Source organism: Gellertiella hungarica, assembly GCF_014197145.1.
In the GTDB taxonomy this organism is placed as follows: Bacteria; Pseudomonadota; Alphaproteobacteria; order Rhizobiales; family Rhizobiaceae; genus Gellertiella; species Gellertiella hungarica.
Genome location: NZ_JACIEZ010000005.1, coordinates 92,281 through 106,809 on the forward strand (window position 1 = coordinate 92,281; position 14,529 = coordinate 106,809).

The following is a 14,529-nucleotide window of genomic DNA, read 5'->3' on the forward strand; positions in this document are numbered from 1 at the left end:
AAGGACTTCCATGGCCAAGGCACGCACCCAATTCGTCTGCCAGAACTGCGGCACGGTCCACAGCCGCTGGGCCGGCAAATGCGACGGCTGCGGCGAGTGGAACACCATCGTCGAGGAAGATCCGATGGGCGGCATCGGCGCGGGGCCCGGCAAGGTGCCGAAAAAGGGGCGCCCCGTGACGCTCACATCGCTGTCCGGCGAGATCGAGGAAGCGCCGCGCATCCACACGGGCATTTCCGAGCTCGACCGCGCAACCGGCGGCGGTTTCGTGCGTGGCTCTGCGGTGCTGATCGGCGGCGATCCCGGCATCGGCAAGTCGACGCTGCTGATGCAGGCCGCAGCCGCACTGTCCCGCAGGGGGCACCGGATCATCTACGTCTCGGGCGAAGAGGCGGTGGCGCAGGTGCGGCTTCGCGCCCAGCGGCTCGAAGCCGCATCGACGGACGTGCTGCTGGCGGCAGAGACCAATGTGGAAGACATCCTCGCCACCATCGGCGAAGGCAGACGGCCGGACCTCGTCATCATCGACTCGATCCAGACCCTCTGGAGCGACACGGCAGAAAGCGCGCCCGGCACCGTGACCCAGGTTCGCACCGGCGTGCAGGCGATAATCCGCTTTGCCAAGCAGACCGGCGCGGCCATGGTGCTGGTCGGCCACGTCACCAAGGAAGGCCAGATCGCCGGCCCGCGCGTGGTGGAGCACATGGTGGATGCCGTGCTCTACTTCGAGGGAGACCGCGGACATCACTACCGCATCCTGCGCACGGTCAAGAACCGCTTCGGCCCGACCGACGAGATCGGCGTCTTCGAAATGTCGGACCGGGGCCTGCGGGAGGTCTCGAACCCGTCCGAACTCTTTCTCGGAGAGCGCAACGAGAAGGCGCCGGGTGCGGCGGTCTTTGCCGGCATAGAGGGCACGCGCCCGGTGCTGGTGGAGGTGCAGGCGCTCGTCGCGCCCACGTCGCTCGGCACGCCGCGCCGCGCCGTGGTCGGGTGGGATTCGTCGCGCCTCGCGATGATCCTGGCCGTGCTGGAAGCCCATTGCGGTGTCCGGCTCGGCCAGCATGACGTCTACCTGAACGTGGCCGGCGGCTATCGCATCAGCGAGCCCGCAGCCGACATGGCAGTCGCTTCCGCACTGGTTTCGTCGCTTGCCGGTCTTGCCCTTCCGGCCGATTGCGTCTATTTCGGCGAGGTCAGCCTGTCCGGGGCAATCCGGCCGGTTGCGCACACCGCCCAGCGCCTCAAGGAGGCAGAGAAGCTGGGATTCTCGGCGGCCATCCTCCCCGCCGGCTCCGCAGACATGCCGAAAGGCCACGGCGGACGCTGGAGCGAGATCGACAGCCTGCCGGATCTGGTGGCGCGCATCGCCGGCTCGCGCGGCGCGCTCCGGCCTGCAGAAGACGAGTGACGAGGCCCTGCCCGGCGGTTTTCTTGCGGCGGGCGGGCGAACTGAAAACGCGGCTTTGGCGGACCCGCCGGACAACGGGCTGCCCTGGAGAAAATTCGGATGCCCATCACCATCTTCGACGGGATCGTCATTGGCGTAACGCTGTTTTCCGCCGTGCTGGCCATGGTGCGCGGTTTCTCGCGCGAGGTGCTTTCCATTGCCAGCTGGGGCGGCGCGGCGGCATCCGCCTACTATTTCTACCCGCTGCTCACGCCCTATGCGCTGAAATACACGGATGACCAGAAGATTGCCGCCATCGGCTCCGCCGCCGTGATCTTCTTCGTGGCGCTGATCATCATTTCCTTCATCACCATGCGGATTGCCGACTTCATCATCGACAGCCGCATCGGTGCACTCGACCGGACGCTCGGCTTCCTGTTCGGCGCGGCCCGCGGCATTCTTCTGCTCGTGGTCGCGGTCGCCTTCTGGAACTGGCTGGTCGACGTGAAGCAGCGCCCCGAATGGGTCAACAACTCGAAGTCCAAGCCGATGCTGGATGCGCTTGTGGTCAAGCTGCAGTCTGCGCTCCCGGCCGACATCGACGAGCAGATCAAGAAGCGCATGGGCGGCGCGGATGTGCCGGCGACGCCCGAGAATGGCGCAGCTCCGCAGGAAGAAGCACCCGCGACGACGACGAACTGAACCCGGTGAACATGAAGACCGGGCCTTCGAAGGATGCGCCCGGTGGAACGGAACCGGGCGCCGGTGCCGTTTCGACGCATTTCCCATTCGAAGCTTTTGAAGGGCTTTAAAGCGATGATCGACAGCCACACGACCCCTTTCCGGGATATCCTCGACGGCGATACGCTGCATGAAGAATGCGGCGTGTTCGGCATTCTCGGGCATCCCGAAGCCGCAACGCTGACGGCGCTCGGCCTGCACGCGCTCCAGCACCGCGGGCAGGAAGCGGCGGGCATCGTTTCCTTCGACGGACGCCAGTTCCATACGGAAAAGCACATGGGGCTTGTCGGCGACCACTATACCAAGCCGGCAACGCTTGCCCGCCTGCCGGGCGCGGCCTCCATCGGTCATACCCGCTACTCCACGACCGGCGAAGTGGCGCTGCGCAACGTGCAGCCGCTCTTTGCCGAGCTCGAGGAGGGCGGCATCGCCATCGCCCACAACGGCAACTTCACCAACGGCCTGACGCTGCGCCGGCAGATCATCGCGACTGGCGCCATCTGCCAGTCCACCTCCGACACGGAAGTGGTGCTGCACCTGATTGCCCGCTCGCGGCACTCCTCCACCACCGACCGCTTCATCGACGCGATCCGCCAGATGGAAGGTGGCTATGCCATGGTGGCGCTGACGCGCACCAAGCTGATCGCCGCGCGCGACCCGATCGGCATACGTCCGCTGGTCATGGGCGAGCTCGACGGCAAGCCGATCTTCTGTTCGGAAACCTGCGCGCTCGACATCATCGGCGCGAAGTTCGTCCGCGACATCAAGAACGGCGAAGTCGTCATCTGCGAATTGCAGCCCGACGGTTCGATCTCTATCGAATCGCGCCCGCCGGCCCGGCCGCAGCCGGAGAAGCTCTGCCTGTTCGAATACGTCTATTTCGCCCGTCCGGACTCCGTCGTCGGCGGCCGCAGCGTCTATGTGACGCGCAAGAACATGGGCATGAACCTCGCCAAGGAGGCGCCCGTGGATGCCGATGTCGTGGTGCCCGTGCCGGATGGCGGCACGCCGGCTGCGCTCGGCTATGCCCAGCAGAGCGGCATCCCCTTCGAATACGGCATCATCCGCAACCATTATGTGGGCCGCACCTTCATCGAGCCGACGCAGCAGATCCGCGCCTTCGGCGTGAAGCTGAAGCATTCGGCCAACCGGGCCATGATCGAGGGCAAGCGCGTGGTGCTGGTGGACGATTCCGTCGTGCGCGGCACGACCTCGGTAAAGATCGTGCAGATGATCCGCGATGCGGGTGCGAAGGAAGTGCACCTGCGCGTTGCCAGCCCGATGATCTATCATCCTGATTTCTACGGCATCGACACGCCGGACCGGGAGAAGCTGCTCGCCAACCAGCACGAGAACCTTGCCTCCATGTGCCGCTTCATCGGCGCGGATTCGCTCGAGTTCCTGTCCATAGACGGACTTTATGATGCGGTCGGCGGCGTGAAGCGCGATCCGGAAAACCCGCAATTCACCGACCACTATTTCACCGGCGATTATCCGACCCGGCTTCTCGACAAGGAAGGCGAGAAGATGGGCCGCAAGGTTTCCATGCTGGCAACCAACGGCTGATCGACCGACCTGCAGAACTGAACGAGAAGGCTGAGCATGACCACCGACCTGAAAGGCAGGATTGCCGTCGTTACCGGCGCATCCCGCGGCATCGGCTACTTTACCGCCCTCGAACTGGCCAAGGCCGGCGCCCACGTGGTTGCCTGCGCCCGCACCGTGGGTGGCCTCGAGGAGCTGGACGACGCGATCAAGGCCGTCGGCGGTTCGGCAACCCTCGTTCCCTTCGACCTCACCGACATGAAGGCCATCGACGGCCTTGGCGGGGCGATCTACGAGCGCTGGGGCAAGCTCGACATCATGGTCGCCAACGCGGGCGTCCTCGGCGTCATTTCGCCGATCGGCCATGTGGAAGCCAAGGTGTTCGAGAAGGTAATGGCCGTCAACGTGACCGCCACCTGGCGGCTCATCCGTTCGCTCGATCCGCTTCTGACCAGGTCCGATCAGGGCCGCGCCATCCTCCTGTCCTCGAGCGCGGCGCACAAGTGCGCTCCCTTCTGGGGCCCCTACTCCGCCTCCAAGGCGGCGGTGGAAGCCCTCGCCCGCACCTGGGCCGGCGAAAGCCAGCGCACGCCGCTGCGCGTGGTTTCGGTGGATCCGGGCGGCACCCGCACCGCCATGCGCGCCCAGGCCTTCCCCGGCGAAGACCCGGCAACCCTGCCGCATCCGTCCGAAGTGGCCGCGGCCATCCTGCCGCTCTGCGGGCCGGAGCTGACCGAAACCGGCAGGCTCTATGTGGTCCGTGAAAAGAAGCTGAAGGAATACCGGCTGCCGGAGTGATCCGGCGCCGCCTTACCCCTTGACGCCCCCACGGCTTTAGCGCCATAAAGCGTGCCATGAACACGGCCCTTTGCATCTGCTGCATTATTATTCGCTAGCACGTCGCTGGCCTGGCCGTTTTCGTCTTCATTCCATCCCTGATGACAAACGACCCGGCCCGGCCGGTTCCGTCATTTTTGGTTTGGAGACACGCATCCCATGGGCACGACCCTGAAGCTTTACAACACGCTCACACGGACGAAGGTCGATTTCACGCCCATCGATCCCGACAATGTGCGCATGTATGTGTGCGGCCCGACCGTTTATGATTTCGCCCATATCGGCAATGCCCGCCCGGCCATCGTCTTCGACGTGCTGTTCCGGCTGCTCCGCCATGTCTATGGCGAGGCGCATGTGACCTATGCCCGCAACATCACCGACGTGGACGACAAGATCAATGCCCGCGCGCTGCGCGACCATCCAGGCCTGCCGCTCAACGACGCGATCCGGCTGGTGACGGAGAAGACCGACCGGCAGTACCAGTCGGACACGAAGGCGCTGGGCTGCCTCGAGCCGACCGTGCAGCCACGCGCGACGGAAAACATTGCCAAGATGATCGCGATCATCGAGACGCTGATCGCCAAGGGCTTTGCCTACGAGGCATCAGGCGAGGTGCTGTTCGACACCCGCGCCATGCCGGATTATGGCCAGCTTTCCAGGCGCAATCTCGACGAGCAGCAGGCGGGCGCGCGCATCGCCGTCGAGGCACACAAGAAAAACCCCGGCGATTTCGTGCTCTGGAAGCTCTCTTCCGAAAGCGAACCCGGCTGGGAAAGCCCCTGGGGCCGTGGCCGTCCGGGCTGGCATATCGAATGCTCGGCCATGAGCGAGCGCTATCTCGGCAAGGTCTTCGATATCCACGGCGGCGGGCTGGACCTCATCTTCCCGCACCACGAGAACGAGATCGCCCAGTCGCGCTGCGCCCATGGCACGCCGGTCATGGCGAATGTCTGGATGCACAACGGCTTCCTGCAGATCGAGGGGCGGAAGATGTCCAAGTCCGAGGGCAACTTCTTCACCATCCACGAGCTTCTGGAGACGGATAAGTTCGCCGGCCGCAAATGGCCCGGCGAAGTGCTGCGTCTTGCCATGCTGATGACGCACTACCGCGAGCCGATCGATTTTTCGGCCAAGCGGCTGGAAGAGGCAGAGCGGCTGATCGCCAAATGGCCGGTGGCGGAGGCAAACGGTGCGGCGCCCGACGAACGGGTGCTGGAGGCGCTTTCCGACGATCTCAATACGGTTGCGGCCATCCAGGCACTGCATGCGCTTGCGGCCGAGGCATCGTCCTCGCCCGAAGCCGCCGCCCGCTTTGCGGCAAGCGCCGACCTTCTCGGCATCAAGCCGAAGAAGGTGGAGGTGAGCGAGGATCTTTCCGCCGCCGTCGAGGCGCTCGTGGCCATGCGGCTCGAGATGCTGAAGGCGAAGAACTTTGCCGAGGCCGACAAGATCCGCGACGACCTCTCCGCCAGGGGCGTGCAGCTCAAGGACGGAAAGGATCCGGCGACCGGCGAACGCGTGACCACGTGGGAGGTGAAGCGGTAGGATGTGGAGTTTGCGGACGCATACCCCCCTCAGTCAAGGCAAAACGCCGGGTTTGCCGTGCTGCACCCCCCTCTGTCCCTGCCGGGACATCTCCCCCTCAAGGGGGGAGATCGACATTGCGTTTTGTTGTTTCCCCAAACAATCGCCGTCTCATCCGCATGAACGATGGCTGGGGACTGCCCACCTAAAGCCCATCCCGATCTCCCCCCTTGAAGGGGAGATGCCCGGCAGGGCAGAGGGGGGTGCGGTCCGGCAAGGGAAACGCCCTGCAGGCGGTGCCGTGCGGCAAACACAGCGCCCTTCACGATTGCGGCGCATCAAGCTCCGCGCCAGCGCCGCCGGAAGGATAGGGTCATGACCATACCCCCTGAAAAACCCGAACTCGGCATGCCGAAATGGCTGCTCTACGGCCTGATCGCCAAGGGTGTGGTGATCGTGCTCGTGGTGGCGGGCGTGCTGATCTATGTGAACCGCTGAGAGGACATGCCGATGACCGAGACGTTGCGCAAGCTTTATCCGATCACCGAACCCTATGCGACCGGGCACCTGGATGTGGGCGACGGGCATGTGATCCACTGGGAGCGCGTCGGAAAGCCCGGCGGCAAGCCGGCCGTCTTCCTGCATGGCGGTCCCGGCGGCGGGATCAATCCGATGCAGCGCGGCTTCTTCAATCCCGAAATCTACGACGTGGTGCTCTTCGACCAGCGCGGCTGCGGCAAATCCACCCCGCATGCGAATCTGGAGGCGAACACCACCTGGCATCTGGTCGCGGACATCGAACGGCTGCGCGAGATGGTGGGCGTCGAAAAATGGCAGGTCTTCGGCGGCTCCTGGGGCTCGACGCTGGCGCTCGCCTATGCGGAAACCCATCCGGAGCGGGTCACGGAGCTGTTGCTGCGCGGCGTCTATACGCTCACCAGGGCAGAGCTCGACTGGTATTACCAGTTCGGCGTCTCGGAAATGTTTCCGGAAAAGTGGGAGCGCTTCATCGCGCCGATCCCGCCTGAAGAGCGGCACGAGATGATGCTGGCCTATAATCGCCGCCTGACCGGCAGCGACCGCGCGCTTCAGATAGCCTGTGCCAAGGCCTGGAGCCTCTGGGAAGGCGAGACCATCACGCTGTTGCCGGATGCCGGGAACTCCAGCACCTTCGTCCAGGATGACTTTGCCCTCGCCTTCGCGCGCATCGAGAACCACTTCTTTGTCAATGCCGGATGGCTGGAGGAAGGCCAGCTGATCCGCAATGCGGACCGGCTGAAGGACATTCCCGGCGTCATCATCCACGGCCGTTACGACATGCCCTGCCCGCTGCGCTATGCCTGGGCGCTGCACAAGGCCTGGCCGAAGGCGCATTTCGAGATCATCGAGGGCGCCGGCCATTCCGCCATGGAGCCCGGGATTACCGATGCGCTGGTGCGCGCCACCGACCATTTCGCACAGCTTTGACCAACACCTTTCCGATACGGACAGCAATCATGAACCGCGAAAAGATATACCTCTTCGACACGACGCTTCGGGACGGGCAGCAGACGCCCGGCATCGACTTCTCCGTCGAGGACAAGATCGCGATTGCCAGGCTGCTGGACGAATTCGGCATGGATTACATCGAGGGCGGCTATCCGGGCGCGAACCCGACCGACACCACCTTCTTCAGGCAGAAGCGCACGACATCGGCCGGCTTCGTCGCCTTCGGGATGACGAAGCGTGCCGGCGTTTCGGCCTCCAACGACCCCGGGCTTGCGGTTCTTCTGCAGGCCAAAGCGGACGCGATCTGTTTCGTGGCCAAGAGCTGGGATTACCATGTGCATGTGGCGCTCGGCTGCTCGCTCGAGGAGAACCTCGCCTCGATCCGCGACAGTGTCGAGGCGGCGCGCGCGGCTTCCAGGGAAGCCATGGTCGATTGCGAACACTTCTTTGACGGTTACAAGGCCAATCCGGCCTATGCACTCGACTGCGCCCGCACGGCCTATGAAGCCGGCGCGCGCTGGATCGTGCTCTGCGATACCAATGGCGGCACGCAGCCGCAGGAGGTGCGCGAGATCGTCGCCGCGGTGATTGCGTCAGGCGTTCCCGGCAGTCATCTCGGCATCCATGCGCATAATGATACCGGGCAGGCGGTTGCCAATTCTCTGGCCGCCGTGGAAGCGGGTGTCCGGCAGATCCAGGGGACGCTGAACGGAATCGGCGAGCGCTGCGGCAACGCGAACCTCGTGACGATCATCCCCACGCTGGCGCTGAAGCCTGTCTATGCGGACCGGTTCGAGATCGGCATAGACGCGGATCGGCTTTCCGGCCTTACCCACCTCTCCCATTCCTTCGACGAGCTGCTCAACCGCTCGCCCGACCACCAGCTTCCCTATGTCGGCGCTTCGGCTTTTGCCACGAAGGCGGGCATTCATGCCTCGGCGCTGCTGAAGGACCCGAAGACCTACGAACACGTGCCGCCGGAAACGGTGGGCAATTTCCGCAAGGTCATGGTGTCGGACCAGGGCGGCAAGTCGAACTTCCTCAACGCGCTGAAGCGGCGCGGCATCAGCGTCGACAAGGACGATCCGAAGCTCGACCGGCTGATTGCGCTGGTGAAGGAGCGCGAGGCGACCGGCTATGCCTATGAGGGTGCGGATGCCAGCTTCGAGCTTCTTGCCCGCCGCATTCTCGGCACCGTGCCGGACTTCTTCTCGGTCGAGAGCTTCCGCGTGATGGTGGAGCGGCGCTTCGACGCCAATGGCAACCTGAAGACCGTATCCGAAGCGGTGGTGAAGATGGCCGTAGACGGCACCACCGTCATGTCCGTCGCCGAGGGCCACGGCCCCGTCAACGCGCTGGATCTGGCGCTGCGCAAGGACCTGGGCTCCTACCAGGCCGAGATCGCGGACCTCGAACTCGTGGATTACAAGGTGCGTATCCTCAACGGCGGCACGGAGGCCATCACCCGCGTGCTGATCGAATCCACCGATGCCACCGGCATCCGCTGGTGGACCGTCGGCGTCTCCGACAACATCATCGATGCTTCCTTCCAGGCCCTGATGGACTCGATCATCTACAAGCTGATGAAGAACCGGGATCTGGCCGGGCGGATTGCGGCTGAGTGAGGGTCAGCAGGGAAGCGCCTTGACGAACCCGCTGGCGGCAATATCCAGAATCACCCGATCTCGGGTGATGACCGGCACATCCCTCACGCGCGCAGTTGCAATCAGATAGCAGTCGCCAGGATCTTTATGGCCGGTATGCTGCGCCACTTCCGCCGCTGCCAGAGCAATCTCTGCGCGTATGGGCACGAGCCGCGACCCGGTTGCACGAAAAGCCTGCTTGAACCAGGCCGATGGCGAACCCGTGCCGAGCTTGGGAGGATTTCTCCCCTGCGGTTTCAATGCAGCCGTGGCCAGCTCCCAGACAGAGATGGGTGATATGTAAAGTCTGGAGTTCCGGCTGCTTTCGGATATGGCCAGTAGTGCGGGTACAGAAAGGCGCTCAGGCTCAGCCACCAGCCAGTACAGTGTGTGGCTATCCAGCAAAGCCCCTGTCACGATTTCAGGTATTCTTCAGGGTTTCACGGGGGTTACGACTGCCTAGCGCAACCACCTGTTCGTAAATCGGTCTCGTCAGATCAATCCGCTTGTCCAGCTTGAAGGAGGTTTCCCTCATTGAGCCAGCGCCCGGCACTTCGACATAAGTGTCGGTCGTCGGATCGAGAACCAAAAGCTTGCCATCCGGCTGGTGCATGATCTGCGCCTTTTCCATCCCCTTATGATAACTAAACATCGTCATGGGCGCGAGATCCTTCACATATATTCTTCTTTTCTAACTTTCATTTCATCAGAAGGCAACCCTCATTCCTTGAGCGCCACGAACTGCGTCTCGATCTCATCGACATTGTAGGTCACGAAGCCGTCGCTGTTGTCCTTCTGGGGAGGGGTGGTCCTGATCTTCACATAGGCCCAGAGTGCAAGCGCGGTGACGGCGGTCAGGCAGGGCGCAAGGATGAAGGCGAGCTTCAGCCAGTCCGGCGAAGCCATGTACATCTGGGTTATGTCCATCCGGCGGTTCTCCCTCGGGTTTGGGAGCCACCGGCAGCCATTCAGCAGCCACCGGTGACCGGGAGTTCGAAAAGCCGTACACGAACGACCGCCCCGGCTTTTAAACCGAAGTTCTGGACATGACCGAGGCCTCCCGGCCGCCATGGCCAAGACGCTAATGGGTTCGGGACGTGCCGATCAAGGCACGGCCGCATCGTGTACGGGGTTTTCGAAGCCCCGGGATGCCGATTTCAACCGGCATCCTGAAGCGAAGGTTACCACATCGGGAACATATGGAAAGCCTCAATTAGGCAATGCTGCATCAAGCCTGAAAGCCCCGATAAGCGCGCAGGCACATGCTTCCACCACCCCAATTTACACACCCTTCAGAGAAATGAATTGGTGCCCGGACGGGTTGTGGGGTACTCCCCTGCTTTCATTCCATGCAAAGGCTATTTCCATGACCGATCAAAGCGCGGCGGCCTTGCCGAAGAACGAGGATACGCTCGGCGGCTTTCTCTATGCGCTCTCAGCCTATCTTCTCTGGGGGTTCCTGCCCGTCTACATGAAGGCGGTTGCGCATATTCCGCCCTCGGAAGTCATTGCGCACCGCATCATCTGGTCGTTGCCGATCGCCGGGCTGGTGCTGATCGTGCTGAAGCGGACGGACGACCTGAAGGCGGCACTGCGGTCGCCGCGCACGCTGCTGCTTGCCTGCATGACCGCAGCGCTGATCACCGTGAACTGGGGTCTCTATGTCTGGGCCATCGGTGCCGGCCGGGCGCTGGATACGGCGCTCGGCTATTACATCAACCCGCTGTTCAGTGTGGCGCTCGGCTCGCTTCTGCTGAAGGAAAAGCTGACGGGTGCCCAGAAGGTATCCATCGCGCTTGCCGTCGCCGCCGTTGCGGTTCTGACCTACGAGGCCGGGGGCCTGCCCTGGGTTTCGCTGGGTTTGACGATATCCTGGGGCTTCTACGCCCTCTTCCGCAAGACGCTCCCCGTCGGGCCGAACCAGGGCTTCTTCCTCGAGGTGATGATCCTGGCCTTGCCGGCGCTTGGCTACATCATCTACCTGCAATCGACGGGCAAGGGCCATTTCCTGACCAGCGCCAGCCCGCTTTCGGATACGGCGCTGCTGGTCGGCTGCGGCGCGGTCACCGCCGTGCCGCTGATGCTCTATGCGAACGGCGCCAAGCTTCTGAGGCTGTCGACCATCGGCATCATGCAGTACATCGCACCGACGATGATCTTCATCTTCGCCGTCTTCGTGTTCGGCGAGCCCTTCGGCCATGCGCAGATGATCGCCTTTCCGCTCATCTGGCTGGCACTGGTGGTCTATACGGGATCGATGCTCCAGAAGGCGCGCAAGAGCCGCTGAAGCCCTTCCGGCCTCAAAGACGGGAAATGACGGCGGCGTCTCCTTCGGGGGCGCCGTTTTCCTTTGCAGCCTTCAGGATGGCCGGGACGATGTCGGCCGGATCGGCCACCAGAATCGGCTGCACGAGGTGGCCGGTATGGATGAAGCCCTCGCCGCGCATGTGATTGACGAGATCCATCAGCGGATCCCAGAAGCCGTTGATGTTGGCGAGAACCATCGGCTTGCGGTGGCGGCCGAGCTGGGCCCAGGTCATGATCTCGACGATCTCTTCCAGCGTTCCGATGCCGCCAGGCAGGGTGACGAAGGCATCGGCGCGCTCGAACATCTTGTGCTTGCGCTCGTGCATGTCGCCGGTGACGATCAGGTCGTCGATGAAGGCGCTGTCGCGGGCAACGTTCTCGCGCCCGAAGAGGAATTGCGGAATGATGCCGGTCACCCCGCCGCCATGGGCCTTCACCGCCCGGCCGACGGTGCCCATGATGCCGGTCGTGCCGCCACCATAGACGAGACGCAGGCCGTGATCGGCAATGGACTCGCCGAGAATTTCGGCGGCCCGGACATAGGAGGCGTCGTTGCCGGGCTGGGAACCGCAATAGACGCAGATGGATCGAATCGAGACATCGGAAATAGACATGGCCTGACGGGAACCCCGAATGAACGCCCGCGTCAAGCTTGGTCGTTGATAAATATCGTGTCGGACGCCTGTCCTGGGCGGAGAACGCTTGTGGAACGGCGGCAGAATCGGTAGCAATTTTCAGAATGTCCGAATGATCGTTCGGACAGGGGGATTTTCAGACCTGACATTTGCGATGTGTCCTGACCGCACCTTGCGGGCGGGATGCCCGGAGGGACTTGCATGAACCAAACTCAGAAGGGCGTGCTGATCGCCATCCTCGTCGTGCTTCTCGGTGGAGGCGCCTATTATGCCTGGCGGCACAATGCAGACGCCTTGAAGGACGCTGCCGGAAAGGCCGCGGACACCGCGAGCGCCACCGCAAAGCAGGCCAGCAACATGGTTGATCTGGGCGCGACCGTCGACAAGTCAAGCCGCCTGATTGCAGATGCGGGTGCCGCAACCCTCGCCATGAAGGACCTCTTCACGGACGACAAGGTGCCGGATCAGGCCGCGATCGACGCCGCTCGCGGCAAGATCGAGGCCGCCCTCTCCGGCGTCACGGGCATCGAGATTCCGGCTGGCGCCGAAGGGGCCGCCGCCGACATGCTGAAGAAGGCCAAGGACAACGCCGCCAGGGCGCTCGAGATCGTCAAGGCCCTGCCGAAGGATGCCGCAGGCATTCTGGCGGCGCTGGACAATATCCAGGCTGCCCTTTCCGGAAAGCCGGTCGAGTCCGCAGCCCCTGCCGCCGCGGCACCGGCCGCCGCCACGCAGACGGATGCCGCCAAGACCGGTGAAGCACCGGCCGCACCGGCCGCAGCCTCCACCGGACAGGACGCAGCGCCGGCCGCAACCCCGGCCAATGCCACGACCACCGAAAGCGCCACGGCCCAGACCGCACCGGCACAGCCGACCGAGGCCTTCCCGGCCGTTCCAAGGTTCGACCTGCTTCGTGTGGAGCCCGATGGTTCGACCGTGATCGCCGGACAGGCCGCCGAAGGCGCGAAGGTCGAGATCCTCGACGGCGACGCGGTCGTGTCCACCACCGAAGCCGGCGCAGGCGGAGATTTTGCCGCCGTCTTCGAAAATCCCCTTTCCCCGGGCGACCACCAGCTCACGCTCAAGGCGACCGGCAAGGACGGAAAGACAACGCTTTCGGAGGAAGTGGCCACCGTCTCGGTTCCGAAAGAGCCGAACGGCGAATTGCTCGCCATGGTCTCCAAGCCCGGCGAGGCAAGCCGCGTGATCACCGCACCCGGCACGAAGACGCCCGCCAGCCAGGAAACCGCTGCCGCCACGCCCGCTGCCGCACCGGCTGCAACCGCCGATGCGAACGCCGCAGGGGCCGCGACGGAAACCGGCGCTCCTGCCCCACAGGCCGATGCTGGGGTGAAGGCGGCACTTCAGATCTCCGCCGTCGAACTGGAAGGCGACCGGATCTTCGTCGCGGGCACCGCCGATCCGAAGTCCAAAGTCATCGCCTATGCCGATGACAAGAAGATCGGCGAAAGCGCCACCGGCGACGACGGACATTTCGTCGTCGACGGGGTTCTGCCGCTCTCGGTCGGCAGCCACAAGATCCGGGTCGACCAGGAAGGATCGGATGGCAAGATTGCCTTCCGCGCGGAAGTGCCCTTCGACCGGCCCGAGGGAGAACAGGTTGCGGCCGTTGCAACGCCCGGCGCCACCGATGCGGCTGCCACGGGATCGCCGCTGCAGCCGCTCGGCGACGGTGCCTTCGACCAGCGCCGCGCCGAGGCGGTCAAGGCGTTCGGCCTGCTGGAAAAGCTCTATGCCGACGGCAAGACGCCGACCGCGGAAGAATTCGCGGCCGCCCGCTCGGCCACGGTCATCGCCTTGCAGTCGCTTGCCGACTTCACGCTGCCTGCCGGTGCGGACGAAGCCAGCCGGCAGATGGTCGCAACCACCCGCGAGAACGCGCTCAAGGCGCTCGCGATCCTGAAGGCCCTCCCCGACAGCGGCGCGAATGCCGGCGCGGAGCTCGCGCGGATCGGCGAGCTGATCGGCAAGACCGTATCGCCGGCCGGAGCCGCCGTCGCGCCGGTCGCCGGGGGCACGGAGCCCGCGCCCGCCACGGAACCGGCGGCAGACGAAGCCCCTGCCAAGGCGCTTTCCGCTGCCACGGAGGCCGCAAAGCCCGCCGCGCCGGAAGCCTCTTCGCAAGAGCCGACCAAGGTGGAGCAGGCACCGCTGACGGGCAGCAAGAACACCGTCATCATCCGCAAGGGTGACACGCTGTGGCAGATATCGCGCCGCGTCTATGGCCTCGGCGTGCGCTATACCACCATCTACCTGGCCAACCGGGAGCAGATCCGCAATCCGGACCGCATCCTGCCCGGTCAGGTGTTCGGCGTGCCGGACAAGGCCCTGCCGAACGCCGAGGAGCTGCACAAGCAGCGCCTGCACGGCCAGAAGATCCAGTAAGGGTCGGGAAAGG

General features: G+C 64.2%; 14 protein-coding genes. 10 read left to right on the forward strand and 4 right to left on the reverse strand.

Annotation, left to right across the window (positions count from 1 at the left end; translation table 11 throughout):
• Positions 1-10: 10 nt before the first annotated feature.
• The 8 genes from radA (at position 11) to cimA (ending at position 9,150) form a co-directional block, all read left to right on the forward strand.
• Positions 11-1,411, forward strand: a complete 1,401-nt coding sequence (gene radA, locus GGR23_RS13705) for a DNA repair protein RadA (protein WP_183366861.1) — start codon at positions 11-13, stop codon at positions 1,409-1,411.
• 99 nt (positions 1,412-1,510) lie between these two features.
• Entirely contained in the window at positions 1,511-2,092 is a 582-nt protein-coding gene (locus tag GGR23_RS13710) for a CvpA family protein (protein ID WP_183366862.1), read from the forward strand.
• 114 nt (positions 2,093-2,206) lie between these two features.
• Positions 2,207-3,697, forward strand: coding sequence for an amidophosphoribosyltransferase (gene purF / locus GGR23_RS13715; RefSeq protein ID WP_183366863.1), 1,491 nt, complete (start codon positions 2,207-2,209; stop codon positions 3,695-3,697).
• 36 nt (positions 3,698-3,733) lie between these two features.
• The gene (locus GGR23_RS13720) at positions 3,734-4,474 is read left to right on the forward strand and encodes an SDR family NAD(P)-dependent oxidoreductase (protein ID WP_183366864.1); all 741 of its coding nucleotides are present in this window, start codon (positions 3,734-3,736) and stop codon (positions 4,472-4,474) included.
• Between the two features lie 198 nt (positions 4,475-4,672).
• On the forward strand, positions 4,673-6,058 hold the full coding sequence (gene cysS, locus GGR23_RS13725) for a cysteine--tRNA ligase (RefSeq protein WP_183366865.1): 1,386 nt from the start codon (positions 4,673-4,675) through the stop codon (positions 6,056-6,058).
• A 354-nt stretch (positions 6,059-6,412) separates the two neighbouring features.
• The gene (locus GGR23_RS23460) at positions 6,413-6,535 is read left to right on the forward strand and encodes a hypothetical protein (RefSeq protein WP_281375735.1); all 123 of its coding nucleotides are present in this window, start codon (positions 6,413-6,415) and stop codon (positions 6,533-6,535) included.
• Between the two features lie 12 nt (positions 6,536-6,547).
• On the forward strand, positions 6,548-7,504 hold the full coding sequence (pip, locus tag GGR23_RS13730) for a prolyl aminopeptidase (RefSeq protein WP_183366866.1): 957 nt from the start codon (positions 6,548-6,550) through the stop codon (positions 7,502-7,504).
• Between the two features lie 29 nt (positions 7,505-7,533).
• Positions 7,534-9,150, forward strand: a complete 1,617-nt coding sequence (gene cimA / locus GGR23_RS13735; protein WP_183366867.1) for a citramalate synthase — start codon at positions 7,534-7,536, stop codon at positions 9,148-9,150.
• Between the two features lie 3 nt (positions 9,151-9,153).
• Here the strand turns inward: cimA and GGR23_RS13740 are convergent, their stop codons facing one another.
• From GGR23_RS13740 to GGR23_RS13750, 3 genes are read right to left on the reverse strand one after another with little or no spacing between them, the layout of a single operon-like run.
• The gene (locus GGR23_RS13740) at positions 9,154-9,585 is read right to left on the reverse strand and encodes a PIN domain-containing protein (protein WP_183366868.1); all 432 of its coding nucleotides are present in this window, start codon (positions 9,583-9,585) and stop codon (positions 9,154-9,156) included.
• Positions 9,586-9,589: 4 nt separating this feature from the next.
• Entirely contained in the window at positions 9,590-9,844 is a 255-nt protein-coding gene (locus GGR23_RS13745; RefSeq protein ID WP_183366869.1) for a hypothetical protein, read from the reverse strand.
• Between the two features lie 44 nt (positions 9,845-9,888).
• Positions 9,889-10,095 (reverse strand): hypothetical protein, encoded by a 207-nt coding sequence (locus GGR23_RS13750; protein WP_183366870.1) that lies wholly within the window; start codon positions 10,093-10,095, stop codon positions 9,889-9,891.
• A 439-nt stretch (positions 10,096-10,534) separates the two neighbouring features.
• Here GGR23_RS13750 and rarD point away from each other — a divergent pair, with 439 nt between their 5' ends.
• On the forward strand, positions 10,535-11,455 hold the full coding sequence (rarD, locus tag GGR23_RS13755) for an EamA family transporter RarD (protein ID WP_183366871.1): 921 nt from the start codon (positions 10,535-10,537) through the stop codon (positions 11,453-11,455).
• A gap of 13 nt (positions 11,456-11,468) precedes the next feature.
• Here rarD and GGR23_RS13760 read toward each other — a convergent pair whose 3' ends face one another.
• Positions 11,469-12,089, reverse strand: a complete 621-nt coding sequence (locus tag GGR23_RS13760) for an LOG family protein (RefSeq protein WP_183366872.1) — start codon at positions 12,087-12,089, stop codon at positions 11,469-11,471.
• 222 nt (positions 12,090-12,311) lie between these two features.
• Between GGR23_RS13760 and GGR23_RS13765 the strand changes: the two genes are divergently transcribed.
• Positions 12,312-14,516 (forward strand): LysM peptidoglycan-binding domain-containing protein, encoded by a 2,205-nt coding sequence (locus GGR23_RS13765; RefSeq protein ID WP_183366873.1) that lies wholly within the window; start codon positions 12,312-12,314, stop codon positions 14,514-14,516.
• Positions 14,517-14,529: the final 13 nt, after the last annotated feature.